At 49.3% G+C, this 13,989-nt stretch carries 10 protein-coding genes; 6 read left to right on the top strand and 4 right to left on the bottom strand.

Annotation, left to right across the window (positions count from 1 at the left end; genetic code table 11):
• Positions 1–24: 24 nt before the first annotated feature.
• The gene (gene ccoN, locus CYJ98_RS00460) at positions 25–1,458 is read right to left on the bottom strand and encodes a cytochrome-c oxidase, cbb3-type subunit I (protein WP_180947883.1); all 1,434 of its coding nucleotides are present in this window, start codon (positions 1,456–1,458) and stop codon (positions 25–27) included.
• Positions 1,459–1,790: 332 nt separating this feature from the next.
• Between ccoN and CYJ98_RS00455 the strand changes: the two genes are divergently transcribed.
• From CYJ98_RS00455 to CYJ98_RS00430, 6 genes are all read left to right on the top strand, one after another.
• On the top strand, positions 1,791–3,542 hold the full coding sequence (locus tag CYJ98_RS00455; protein ID WP_101755867.1) for a M61 family metallopeptidase: 1,752 nt from the start codon (positions 1,791–1,793) through the stop codon (positions 3,540–3,542).
• Positions 3,543–3,620: 78 nt separating this feature from the next.
• Positions 3,621–4,061 carry a TIGR01244 family sulfur transferase gene (locus CYJ98_RS00450; RefSeq protein WP_101755866.1) on the top strand — a complete coding sequence of 147 codons (441 nt, stop codon included), beginning with the start codon at positions 3,621–3,623 and terminating at the stop codon, positions 4,059–4,061.
• 422 nt (positions 4,062–4,483) lie between these two features.
• A complete protein-coding gene (locus tag CYJ98_RS00445; protein ID WP_003680870.1) occupies positions 4,484–4,780 on the top strand; it encodes a helix-turn-helix domain-containing protein in 297 nt (98 codons plus the stop codon).
• Between the two features lie 19 nt (positions 4,781–4,799).
• Positions 4,800–7,358: a [protein-PII] uridylyltransferase gene (gene glnD / locus CYJ98_RS00440; RefSeq protein ID WP_101755865.1), complete on the top strand. Its 2,559-nt coding sequence runs from the start codon at positions 4,800–4,802 to the stop codon at positions 7,356–7,358.
• Between the two features lie 790 nt (positions 7,359–8,148).
• The gene (locus tag CYJ98_RS00435; RefSeq protein WP_101755864.1) at positions 8,149–8,634 is read left to right on the top strand and encodes a pilin; all 486 of its coding nucleotides are present in this window, start codon (positions 8,149–8,151) and stop codon (positions 8,632–8,634) included.
• Between the two features lie 96 nt (positions 8,635–8,730).
• The gene (locus CYJ98_RS00430; protein ID WP_101755863.1) at positions 8,731–9,204 is read left to right on the top strand and encodes a pilin; all 474 of its coding nucleotides are present in this window, start codon (positions 8,731–8,733) and stop codon (positions 9,202–9,204) included.
• Positions 9,205–9,541: 337 nt separating this feature from the next.
• Here CYJ98_RS00430 and CYJ98_RS00425 read toward each other — a convergent pair whose 3' ends face one another.
• The 3 genes from CYJ98_RS00425 to CYJ98_RS00415 all read right to left on the bottom strand — a co-directional run bounded on the left by CYJ98_RS00425 (position 9,542) and on the right by CYJ98_RS00415 (position 13,988).
• Positions 9,542–11,068, bottom strand: coding sequence for a DHA2 family efflux MFS transporter permease subunit (locus tag CYJ98_RS00425; RefSeq protein WP_101755862.1), 1,527 nt, complete (start codon positions 11,066–11,068; stop codon positions 9,542–9,544).
• Positions 11,069–11,169: 101 nt separating this feature from the next.
• Complete coding sequence (locus CYJ98_RS00420) at positions 11,170–12,360, bottom strand: efflux RND transporter periplasmic adaptor subunit (RefSeq protein ID WP_101755861.1); 1,191 nt, start codon at positions 12,358–12,360, stop codon at positions 11,170–11,172.
• A 221-nt stretch (positions 12,361–12,581) separates the two neighbouring features.
• Positions 12,582–13,988: an efflux transporter outer membrane subunit gene (locus tag CYJ98_RS00415; protein ID WP_101755860.1), complete on the bottom strand. Its 1,407-nt coding sequence runs from the start codon at positions 13,986–13,988 to the stop codon at positions 12,582–12,584.
• Position 13,989: the final 1 nt, after the last annotated feature.

Raw genomic sequence — 13,989 nt, 5'->3', positions numbered from 1 at the left:
TTTGGTAGCCTATCTTTCTTGTCATTAGTGGTGTTGAGTTTGAGAAACCGCAGGAATCTCAGCATCAACTGCTTTACCACTGATAGCAGTACGGTAAACGTTATATGCCATGATGCACATACCGCTCAGGTACAGAAGACCGCCGGTGAAACGAATCATGTAGTAAGGCATGGTACGTTTTACGGATTCAACGAAGGAATAAGTCAGCGTGCCGTCGTCATTCAGAGAACCCCACATCAGACCTTGCATTACGCCGGCAATCCACATTGCAGCGATATACAGAACCACGCCGATGGTCGCGATCCAGAAATGCGCCTCAACCAATTTGGTGCTGTACATTTCATTTTTGCCGAACAAGCGGGGAATCATATAGTAAACGGAACCGATGGTTACAAAGCCTACCCAGCCCAATGCGCCGGCGTGAACGTGTGCAACAGTCCAGTCGGTATAGTGGCTCAGAGCGTTAACGGTTTTGATAGACATCATCGGGCCTTCGAAGGTAGACATACCGTAGAAAGACAGAGAAACGATCAAGAATTTCAAAATCGGGTCGGTACGCAGTTTGTCCCATGCGCCGGACAGAGTCATGATACCGTTGATCATACCGCCCCAAGAAGGCGCAAACAGGATCAAAGACAATACCATACCCAAAGATTGAGTCCAGTCAGGCAATGCAGTGTAGTGCAAGTGGTGAGAACCAGCCCACATATAAGTGAAAATCAAAGCCCAGAAGTGGACGACGGACAAGCGGTAAGAGTAAATCGGACGGCCTGCTTGTTTAGGGACGAAATAGTACATCATACCCAAGAAGCCGGCTGTCAGGAAAAAGCCCACCGCATTGTGGCCGTACCACCATTGAACCATCGCATCAATCGCACCTGCGTAAACCGGGTAAGATTTCATCAACCCGGCAGGGATGCTGATATTATTGACGATGTGCAACAGCGCAACGGCCAAGATAAAGCCGCCGTAGAACCAGTTGGCAACGTAAATATGTTTGATTTTACGTTTGGCAATCGTACCGAAGAATACGATGGCGTAGGCAACCCACACCAGCGTAATCAAAATGTCGATAGGCCATTCCAACTCAGCGTATTCTTTACCTTGGGTGTAACCCATAGGTAAGCTGATGACCGCAGCCACGATGACAGCCTGCCAACCCCAGAAGGTAAATGCAGGCAGCCAACCACCAAACAGACGGGTATTACATGTACGTTGAACAACGTAGTATGATGTACCGATCAAACCGCAACCGCCGAATGCAAAAATAACCGCATTGGTGTGCAGAGGACGCAGGCGGCCGAAGTGGAACCAAGGTCCGATATTGGATAAATCGAGGGCAGGAGCAAAAAGCTGGGCAGCGACGATAACGCCGACCAACATGCCCACAATACCCCAAACTACAGTCATGATGGCGAACTGGCGCACCACTTTGTAGTTATAAGTTTGTGTGTCCATGGAAGTCTCCATAAATTATGGGTATAAAAAATTTTTATCTCACCCCAACCCCTGCATTTACGAAAAGCGCAATACGGCCAAGGCTCAAATTTTTCTAAATTTAACATAGACACCACAACATGCCAAGCAAAATTACATTCCATATTGCATAAAATATTTAGCAAGACATAAATTCATTTCTTTTATAATCAATAAATTATTAAAACATACGCATTAAATCGGACAGGGTATTTTTTCAAGCCCCCTTTTTCATACAGTTTTATTGATATAGATTAAGCCTTCCCTTTAAAACCCCTTCTTCTTAATAAACTTTAGCAAATTAACTAATAGCTATGATTAATTACGAAATTACTCCCAACTTTCTGTCTCATGAATGGCACATCACCTTATCATTCACTCAAACCAATGATTCAGAAACAGAAATCAGCTTACCCAACTGGGTTCCCGGCAGCTACCTCATCCGTGACTTTGCCCGCCACATCACACACATCAGCGCGCGCTGCAACGGCAAAGCCCAGCCACTGACACAAACCAGCAAAAACCATTGGCAAACCCCTGCCCTCAGTGGAGCGTGGGAAATTTACTACACTGTTTACGCATTCGACTTATCCGTTCGCGGCTCGTTCCTCAGCACCGAGCGCGGCTTTTTCGACGGCGCGTGTCTATTCTTAAAAGTCCACGGACAAGAACAACAACCACACCAAGTCGAATTTTCCACCCTGCCGCACACATGGCAGATAGCCACCACCCTGCCCCAAACCTCGGCGACCACTTTTCAGACGGCCTCATACGCCGAGCTTATCGACCACCCGGTTGAAACAGGCATCATCGAATTTCTCGAATTTGAAGCACAAGGCATTCCCCACCGTATTGCATTAAGCGGCATCTATCCCGATTTTGACCGCGCCCGCTTCCTCGCCGATATTCAAAAAATCTGCGAAACCGAGTTGGCGATGTTCCCCTCCCCTGCCCCGTTTACCGAATACCTTTTCTTACTACATCTAGGCGACAACCTCTACGGCGGGCTGGAACACATCAGCAGCACCGCCCTACTCGCCGACCGCCACAGCCTGCCACCCTATAATATGGGCGAGGCCGACAAAGTCTATACCGAACTGCTCGGCCTCTTTTCCCACGAATACTTCCACGCATGGAACGTCAAATCCATCAAACCGGCCGTATTCGCACCTTACAACCTCGACCAAGAAAACTACACCGAGCAACTTTGGGCATTTGAAGGCATTACGTCCTATTACGACGACCTCTTTCTTGCCAGAAGCAAAACCATCAGCCCCGAAGCCTACCTTACCCTGCTTGCACAAAGCATCACACGCGTCCAGCAGACGCAAGGCCGTCTGAAACAAACACTTGCCCAATCCAGTTTCAGCGCATGGGACAAGTTCTACAAACAAGACGAAAACAGCCCCAACGCCATCGTCAGCTATTATCAAAAAGGCGCACTGGCCGCACTTTGCCTCGACCTTATCATCCGTGAAAAAAGCCAAGGCAAATACACCCTCGACAGCGTGATGCAGCAACACTATCGCGACTGGTGCAACACCCATCAAGGCATACCTGAAAAACACTGGCAAACCCGTTGCCAAGAAATAACCGGTTTAGATTTAGAAACCTTCTTTCAGACGGCCTTATACAGCACCGAAGACCTTCCGCTTGCAGAATGCCTGCAAAGCGTAGGTGTCAAACTCGACTTTATCCCCCTACCCCGCCAACACGGAGGAGCATTTGCAAGCGAACCCCAATCGGTTGCTCCAGCCAACGATTTGGGTGCACGTTTTAAACAAAACAGCGACCATGCCGTCCTGACTCATGTATTTAATGGCGGCAGTGCAGAAAATGCCGGACTCTGCCCGCAAGACAAAATCATCGCCTTGGGCGGCTACGCCTGCAACGACCTTGCAGCACAGTGGGACAAACTGCCTATCGGTACGCGCACCACCATCCATTTCTTCCGCCAAGGCCTGTTGCGCGAGACCAGCATCACCGTCCAAGCAGCAGAAGCCAATACCGCCCTGCTGCACATTACCGATCGCCAAAAACTCGAAAACTGGTTGTACAATCATTAAATAAAACTTCAAACGGCCTGCTAATTCACAGACCGTCTGAAATCAACATATCCATTTAATATAAAGAAAGGAAAAACTATGCCCATCCGTAAACTGACCGACTCCCTCTATATCGCCCCCCAATTGACCGAAGCCGATGTCCAAGAAGCCGTACGTCTCGGCATCCAAACCGTCATCTGCAACCGCCCGGACGGCGAAGAAGAAAACCAACCGGTTTTTGCAGAAGTACAAAACTGGTTTAAAGAGGCCGGCATCAACCAATTCTCACACCAGCCCGTTGTCGCGCCTCAAATCAACGCAGCCGATGTCGCAGCCTTTCAAAATCTGTTGCAACAATCTCCGACTCCTATCCTTGCCTTTTGCCGTACCGGCACCCGTTGCTCCCTGCTTTGGGGTTATCATCAAGTGCAACACGGCGCATCCGTAGCCGAAGTGGTTGCCGCAGCCGAACAGGCAGGCGTTAACCTCAGCAACTTTGAAGCCCGCCTGCAAGAAGCCAAAGATAAAGGTTTGGCTTAATACCTAATTTATATATTAACTAGTAGCCCTTAAGGCCATCAGGCCGTCTGAAACCGATTATTCAGACGGCCTGATGGCCTTAGCTTATTTTTAATTTATTTCCACTATCTTGAAGATATATTTTCTAAATTAAAACAGAATTGACCTGTGTCAATACCCCAATCCTATTTTCATTTATAATGCCTTCCAATGATTCAGGGCCATGCCCGAATCCTCCAGTTTCCTCGATAAGAGCCAGCTCTCTTATTAAATGATTTTTCTTTCCTCTTGATGTGTGTGTGTTTGGGTGTGGCTGAGTGCCACCCCCTTTTTTTATACCTACCCTCTTGAAGGCCGTCTGAAACTTTCAGACGGCCTTTCCTTTCCCCTAGCAAAAATAGTATAAAATCCCCTTATCGTTCAAACCACAAACCCAAAACACCATGGTCAACAAACTCACTCCCCCTCCCAGCCTGCCCGATCCGCAAGACCTCCGCGCCGTTATCGCCTACAACATGCGCCTCTACCGCGTCAACCACGGCTGGTCGCAAGAAGAACTCGCACGCCAATGCGGACTCGACCGCACCTACGTCTCCGCCGTCGAGCGCAAACGCTGGAACATCGCCCTTTCCAACATCGAAAAAATCGCATCCGCACTCAAAATCGCCCCTTACAAACTTCTCCTTCCACCGCAAGAAATGCTCCGTCAAATGACCGAGCCTGCCGACACCCAAGCCTAATTCACAACCAGATACCATCATGACCGCCGCCCAACAAGCCATCCAAACCTACCGGCAGCAAAAAGCCGCAGCAGAAGCCGCCTACCGCCAAAACAACCGCCCTACCGCTTACTTCCGCGACCATATCGCCGCTGCCGAAACCCTGCTACAAACCCTCTGGCAAATCCACTTTCCCGACAGCAACGACATCAGTCTGATTGCCATCGGCGGCTTTGGGCGTTGCGAACTCTATCCTCATTCCGACTGGGACTTAGCGATTATTTCCACCGCACCATTTTCAGACGGCCTGCAACAGCAAACCGCCCAATTTATCCAAACCCTTTGGGACGCACGCCTCAATCCCGCCATCAAAAGCGGCAGCATAGAAGAAATCCTCCAAAGCACCCAAAACGACATTACCGGCGAAACCGCCTTTCTTGAAGCACGCCATCTACAAGGCAATCCCAACCTTACCGCCCAACTTCTAAACAAACTCAACACACGCCGCGACACAGCCGCCTTCATCGAAGCCAAACTCCTCGAAATGGAGCAACGCCACACCAAATCCCAAGGCACAGGCGCACAACTCGAACCCAACATTAAAACCTGTCCCGGCGGCCTACGCGACATCCACACCCTGATTTGGACAGCCAAAGCACAAGGCATAGACAGCAACCCCACCGCCCTCGTTACCGCCGGCGTCCTCACACGCACCGAAGCCGGCATGCTGGCCCACGGCTACCGCCGCCTCGCCAACATCCGCATTCACCTCCACCTTAGCGCCGACCGCCCCGAAGACAGGCTGCTTTTCGACTACCAGTCCCAAGTCGCCGAAAGCTTAGGTTATACCCAACCCGACATCCGCGGCAGAAGCGAAGCCCTGATGCACACCTTCTACCGCGCCACCAAAGCCATCAAACAACTCAACGGCATCCTCATTCCGATTCTCAAAAACCATCAAACCCCCGGCCGCCTCCAGCACATCCACCCCATCGACAGCCACTACAAACGCATCGGCCACCAAATCGCTGCCAACGACCTTGCCCTGTTCGAGCAAAACCCCGAACACATCTTCACCATCATCCAAACCATGCAGGAGCAAAACATCACCACCATCGAGCCGCAAACCCTGCGCGCATGGTGGGCGGCCACACGAAAAATCAACGCCCGTTTCACCCAAAATCCAGAAAACCGCCGCCGCTTCATCCAATTCTTCAAACACGGCACCGGCCTCACCCAAACCCTCCGTTTTCTCAACCTCTACGGCGTATTGGGCCGCTATCTCCCCGCATGGGAAAAAATCACCGGCCTGCTCCAACACGACCTCTTCCATATTTACCCCGTAGACGACCACATCCTGACCGTCGTCCGCAATATGCGCCGTCTCGCCATCGAAACCCACAGCCACGAAATGCCCGAGGCCAGCGCCATCATGCAGGCCTACCCACGACCGCACATCCTCTACACCGCCGCTCTGTTGCACGACATCGCCAAAGGCCGCGGCGGCGATCACGCCAAAGAAGGCATCAAAGACGCCCAACAATTCGCCGCCGACCACTACTACACCGACGAAGAAAGCCACCTCCTCGCATGGCTGGTTGAAAACCACCTACTCATGTCCACCGTTGCCCAAAAAGAAGACATCCAAGACCCGCACGTCCTCCAAGCCTTCTGCCGCCGTATTCCCACACGCGAATACCTCGACGCACTCTACCTGCTTACCATTGCCGACATCCGCGGCACCAACCCAAAACTTTGGAACACATGGCGCGCCAGCCTGCTCCAAACCCTCTACCACAGCACCGCCGCCGTTTTAAACAGCAAAAACCACGATCCCGAACGCCTCCCCAACCGACGCGAACAAGCCGCGGCCGACCAACTCACGCGCGCAGCCGTTCCCCTCAAAAATCAACAAAAACTCCGCCGCATCCTCGGCAGCGCATACTACGTCCGCCATCAAACGCGGGAAATCCTCTGGCACACCGCAAACCTCGCCTACGACACCCAAAGTCCGGCCGTCCGCAGCCGCATCCTCCCCCAAAGCAACAGCCTTCAAGTCATGGTCTTCATGCCCAACGGCGACCGCCTCTTCGCACGTCTCTGCCGCATCTTCAGCAGCCACCGTTTCGACATCCAAGCCGCCCGCGCCTTCATCACCGAGCACGACTACATCCTCGACACCTTTATCCTCCAACTTCCCGACAATCTCCCGCCAGAAGAATATCCCGACCGCCAAAGCGCACTCGAAGCCGAGCTCAACAGCTTCATCCACGGCAATACCACCGTCCAAAAACAAAGCGGCCGCCCGCACATCAGCCGCCGCATCCGCCACATCCCCATTCCGCCTACCGTGATCATCACCCCCGAAGAAGATTATCCCGGCTGGCACACCATAGACATCATCGCCGTCAACCGCCCCCACCTCCTCGCCGACATCGCCGAGACCTTCTTCGCACACAACATCAGCCTGCGCTACGCCAAAATCACTACCTTGGATCAGCGCATCGAAGACAGCTTCATTACCTACAGCCCGTCCCTCCAAGACCCGCAAACCCAAAATACCCTAAAACAAGCATTGATCGAAGTCCTGACCCCATAAAGGCCGTCTGAACATCTTAAAAATACAGGGTGAGCATTTTTTGCCCACCCTAATCGCATTCAATATATAAACATCCTGAATATACCCTTCTAAAACACTCAAGAAATCCAAAGCCTTAAAAATCAAAACCAGACTGCTCCCTGATATAAAACTACATTACAAAATCATAACCCAAATAAATATAATTCCAAATACAAAATTTCATTCATCTATTACACCAAACCCCTTTTCAAATCCCCTCCTTCCAAACCATTTCCCCATCAATATTCACACAAAATACATACCCAAAATAAAACCCATAAAAAACAAAAGAATAAAATCACAAAAAATCAGACCGACCGATTAAGCCATAAAAACACCGCCCGTCCAAACCAATTAACATATTATTGAATCAACCTAAAATTCTGACAAAAAACGTCACACACCCAAACTTGTCTCCCTTCCCTGTCACAAAAAACACAAAACTGACAAAAAACGTCAACCGCCCTATTTTCTAAAATCCTGAAACTTTCAAACAAAACCTCACAAAACTTAAAAATTGAAAAATAAACCCAATAAAAACAACAAATAAAAAATAAAAAATAAAATTTTCAGCTCATTTTCCACACTTGGCACACCGACTGCTTGAAACAACACGTCCGATAAGGCCCAAGCCTCAAAGCAGCAAGCCCGACGGAAGCTGTATATTCCTTCTTACTTTATGGTTTACTCATAATACATAGTGCCAAGCACATTACGGACTTTTTACTTAAACATAATTATTCACACTTTCAAACTGGAGTTTTAATCAATGAAAGCAATCCAAAAAGGTTTTACCCTGATCGAATTGATGATCGTCATCGCCATCTTGGGCATTTTGGCCGTAATCGCTCTGCCTGCATACCAAGACTACACCATCCGCGCCAAAATTTCAGAAGGTTTGAGCTTAGCCGAACCTGCTAAATTGGCAGTAGCAGAAACTTCTGCGGCTTTAGGTGGCTTGGGCCAGATTACTGCTACTAATACTGGTTACACCTTCCCTGCAGGTGGTACTAAATACGTTTCAAGCATCGCTATTGAAGCAGCTACCGGTAAAATTACAGTAACAACTCAAAAGACTGGTGCCTCTACTGATCCAGTGTTCACATTAACTCCGAAACAAGCTAACTCTGAATCTCCTATTACTTGGGAGTGTAAAGTTACTGGTGGTGAGGCTAAACACGTTCCAGCTAACTGTCGTCCCGCTCCTACTGCTGAAACCCCGGCTCAACCTGCTCCAGCTCAACCTGCTCCATAAGCTAACTTCACATATATTCTGAGAAAAGCAAATCCCATAAAGCAATTATGGGATTTGCTTTATAAAAATAAAAAAACTTAAAAACGATACGCTCAAATGAATACCCCATTTCAAGCCCAAAAAGGTTTTACCCTGATTGAGCTGATGATAGTTATCGCCATCCTCGGTATTCTGGTTATTGTCGCCATACCCACTTACCAAAACTATATCGGTAGGGCGCAAGCCTCCGAAGCACTATACCTTGCCGATGACCTGAAAACCGAAATCAGCATTGCCTCAGCGGTAAATAACCGCCTGCCCAATGCAGAGGATGTCAGCAAACAAGGCGCAATCGGCGTTACCGCTCAACGCATCGGCGGCACATACATCCAAAACGGTGGCGTAACTGTAGAAGCAGATACAGGCAAAATCAGTATTCCTTTCGATAAAGGGCAAAACAAAGGCAAAGTCCTGACCCTGACCCCTTATCGAATTAACAATGACTCGACTTGGTTGCTTAACTGGCAATGCGGCGGAACGCTGGATCCGATGATGATCCCCGCCATGTGCCGTGACAATTCAAACGGATAACAACCAAGCCCATACCCTACAAAAAACACAAAAATACATTGCGAAGAAAACATCCCAAGCAAAGCCAAATACAAACGCGGAAAACGAATCAAAGCAAAAGAACAAAACTCTCCAAAACAAGGTCATTAAGAGCCTGAATCATCACATTACGAGAATAAATGCCGTCTGAAATCCATTTTCAGACGGCCTCTTTATATCTAACATTCACTAAGGATTAGAATATGTAATTTCATTGAGCATTCCCAAGTAAAAACCCTCTACCCTATTCAAATGCTGAATATCATCTTCTCGCCAAAATCTTCCTTCCCCTTAACCAAGTCAACACAAGAACTTTTATTTAATGTCCTCCCCCGCTGGAGCCGTTAAATGGTGGCCTTGCCAGCCAAATAATGGGGATCATGCTGATGAATATGATGCTGCCTGCCAAGAAAATTTCATTTGAGCCAATAATAAAGCCTTGTTGGGAAATGGTACTATTTATCGCAGCCAGGGCTTGCTCTTTGCTCAGGCCATTGGCCATCATGCCTTGAATAGATTGGTTGCTGATTGAGGACAATGAATTGATATGTTCGGTCAGCTGAGTATGGTGCAGAGCTTCGCGCCGTTCCCACATGGTGCTGACAACGGATACTCCGACACCGCCCATAAAGACTCGCAAGAAGTTAGACAGGCTACTGGCCGAGGCAATTTGATTGCCTTTCATATGCGACAGCGTGATACTGGTCAAAGGCAGGAAGAACATGGCTACGCCCAAACCCTGCCAAAATTGCGGCCAAACGACGTTGCTCATATCCATGCCGGCATAGAAATCGGTTCGCCAATGGAATGTGTAGGCAAACACCAAGAAGCTGGCGCTGACAAACAAGCGCATATCGACGCGATTACCAAACTTACCGATAATCGGCGACAGAATAATCGGCAAAAAACCCACCGGCGCAGCAGCCAAACCTGCCCAAGTGGCGGTATAGCCGAGATTTGATTGCAACACCAAAGGCAGCAAGGTTAATGTACCCATATACACCATGAAACCCAAGGATGTCGCAACAACGCCTATCGTGAAGTTTCTATTTTTAAACAATGACAAATCGACAATCGGGTATTTCTCGCCCAGCTCCCAAACAATAAAATAGGTCAGAAACACCAAAGCGGTAACGCCCAAAACGATAATCTCTCCCGAGGCAAACCAATCCAACTCTTTACCCCTATCAAGCATCATTTGCAATGCGCCGATACCGACAATCATCAACACCAACCCGACATAATCAATCGGCGCCCTGATGATTTCGGTTTCCCTGTGTCTAAGCTGTTTCCAAGCAATGGAGGCGGATAAAATCCCGATTGGGATATTGATAAAGAAAATCCATCCCCAATGCCAGTTGTCTGAAATCCAACCGCCCAAAATCGGCCCCAATACAGGGGCAACAACGACGGTCATCGCCCATAAGGCCAGTGCCAATGTTCGTTTTTCAGGCGGATAGGAAGCCATCAACAGGCTTTGTGACAAGGGAATCAAAGGCCCAGCGATAAAGCCTTGCAACACTCGGAAAAAAACCAAGGCTTGAAGATTATGCGCCATACCGCACAGCCATGACGTTACGACAAAACCAATCACGGCAGCAATAAAGATTTTAACCTCGCCAAACCGCTTGGCCAAAAAGCCGGTCAGGGGGACGGAAATGGCATTGGCTACGGCAAATGAGGTAATCACCCAAGTGCCCTGCGTGGTCGCCGCACCCAAATCTCCTGCGATAACGGGCACGGCGACGTTGGCGATGGTGCTGTCCAAGACTTCCATAAATACGGCCAAGCTGAGCGCCAACGTTGCCAACACCAGCTTAAACCCTTGTAACGGCGGATAATTCATATTTTTAAACTATAAGACAACCGCCAAAGCGGTCGATTGAAGAGAATCAATATTTCAGACGGCCTGAGCCTTCAATAAAAGACCCAGGCCGTCTGAAAAGATTATTTTGCGTATTGCTCGAAGATTTTATCGACTAAAGCATCTGCGGCTTTCCAATCCACACTTTCCGTTTCCGGCAGCGCAGTATTTCGTTCTGCTTCGGCAGTCATGGCTTTACCGCTGCCCTTCTCGGCAACATCAACTTTAACAGTCATCGACAAACCGACACGGAGCGGATTTTTTTGCAATTCTTTGGCATCCAAACTGATGCGCACCGGCACGCGTTGTACGACTTTAATCCAGTTGCCCGTTGCATTTTGCGCCGGCAGCAATGAGAACGCACTGCCCGTACCGGCCGACAAGCCCATGACCTTGCCATGGTAAACCACTTTACTGCCGTACAAATCGGCTGTCATCTCCACGGGTTGGCCGATTTTCATTTTACGCAGTTGCGATTCTTTAAAGTTGGCATCCACCCACAATTCAGACAGAGGCACAACGGCCATCATCGGCGTACCTTGCGCGATACGTTGGCCGACTTGGACATTGCGTTTGGCAATTTGGCCACTGATTGGCGAACGGATTTGAGTACGTTGCAGATTCAGCCAAGCGTCTTTGATGTGGCTGATGGCCGTCTGAACCGCCGGTTGTTGGCGCAGCGGAATATTGCTGCCCAATGCTGCCTGAGCAGAAACTTCTTCCGCCTCAACCGCTTTCAACGCAGCCTGAGCCTGAACCACAGCGGCGCGTGCATGGCTGAGTTCTTCGCCGGAAACCGCTTCCGTACCCGCCAAAGATTCGCGGCGGCGCAAATCGGCTTGCGCACGGGCCAGATCGGCTTTACGCAACAATACTTGCGCTTTGGCTTTTGAATTGACCGCAGTTTGCTGCTTGTTTTGACGGATGGCCTGAATCAACTCATTTTGTGCGCGATCGTATGCCAGCTGAAAATCGCTGTCGTCCAAAGCCACCAGCACATCGCCTTTTTTCACGACATCCGTATCGTCATACATGACTTTGCGCACCGTACCATTTACCTGCGGCGTAATCATCACCAAATGACCGGCCACATAAGCATCTTCCGTTTCTTCTTCATGCTGCCAAAACAGAAAATACGCCAAAGCAACTGTGGCCGCCGTAATAAGAAATAAGAGTGTAACGATAACCAAATTGCGTTTGCGATGCGTTTTTGCGCCGGAAGCGGCCACTCCCGTTTCATTTTGGACATTATTTTTTTCTGATTGAGTATCCATAAGTCCCAACTTTAATTCTGCACATGTGATAACGATATTATTGTCTTGCCGGGCTGCTGGCTCCACCCTCAACCCAATACGCGCGCGAAACGCGCTAAGGGGTAATATTCTATAGTTACACTCTATTCATTACAATAATTTCTTCCGGTAGCAAATGTAAATCAGGTAAGGAAAAGGCCGTCTGAAATCCCTTTCAGACGACCTGCCGTTTGATAAAACGTTTATTTCTTATTTAATTTAAAGCCTCCGCCCAACTGGGCATTGAGGTTACTCCAAGCTGTCAGATATTCTGCATGGTATTGGACTGCCGACATTTTCGTACGCACAGCTTCGTCTTGTTTTTGCAAAGCGGTCAAGCCGTTATCCAAGCCTGCACGAACACGTCCTTTCGCATTTTGCACAGATTTATCTGCAATATTGACCATCTTGCTCCAAGTATCTTGTCGGCTTTTCAGGCTTTGATAGTCCACGACGGCATCTGCCGCCGCACGCATGGCGTTCAAAACAGTTTGGTCGTACACGGCAACCTGCTCGTTATATTGGGCGCGTTTGCCTGCCAATTTGGATTGCAGCGCGCCGGAAGTAAACAATGGCAGATTTAAAGCTGGAACAATGCCCAACATACCGGATGTCCGTCCGCGAATCAGATTGAACGCATCAATGTGCGTCATACCTGCCAAAACTTTCAACTCAATATTCGGATAAAACTCTGCTTCTGTCGATTTGACGATATGCCATTTCTCTTCAAGCAAGGCTTTTTGTGCCGCGATATCGGGGCGGGCCGCCAGCAAATCCGCTTCAATACGGCTAACCGGCAATGACGGCACAGCCGCCATTTTTTCCGGAACTTGTCCATTCAATGCACCCGGTACACGGCCGGTTAATACAGCCAGACTGTTGCGGATTTTCTCATTTTTCTGAGTCCATGCCGATTTTTCAAGCTGTAATTGCTGTTGCGCCATTTCCAGAGCGTGCAAGGCATCGGCAGAAGCCAGCTGCGCTTTAACGCGTTGTTGCATCAGTTTCAATGCCTTATCCGCTAACTCTATGCGCGTATCTAGCAGCGCCAGTTGTTCTGTCGCCATCTGCCACGCAAAATATTGGGCAGCAACGGCATGAGCCAACTCGGTGCGGATGTGCTGCGCTTCATATACTGCTGCCCGGCTTTTTCCCAAAACGGCTTGAATCTGCTCTCGGTTTTTACCCCAAAAGTCAAAAACCAAGCTGCCTTGCAAGGCTGCGTTCGCCAAAACCAATGTATGGTCGGTATCAACCATACCGGCTTGAGGTTTGGGTGAAACATAAGCACCCAGACCTGTAACGCCCAAGCCGACTTGCGGTTTGTTTGCGGCTCCTACAACGCCCAGCTGCGCCTGAGCCTGCTCAAACCTTGCCTTGACGACACGCAGATTGGTAGACGTCTGAATGGCAGAAGCAATCAAATTGTTTAATTTTTTATCTTTCAGCTTCATCCACCAGCCGTCTTGGGCAGTAGCGGCAGATTGGCCTTGCGGCAGCGGATAGGCTGTTGTCTCATCCAAAGGCGACTGTTTGCCGAACGGCGCACATGCCGCCAACAGCGAAACAGCGGCAACGCATACGCTTGATTTGACCAAACCTAATTTCATA

It is taken from the genome of Neisseria perflava (genome assembly GCF_002863305.2).
Taxonomy (GTDB): Bacteria; Pseudomonadota; Gammaproteobacteria; order Burkholderiales; family Neisseriaceae; genus Neisseria; species Neisseria perflava_A.
This window is presented reverse-complemented; position numbering and strand designations above follow the sequence as displayed.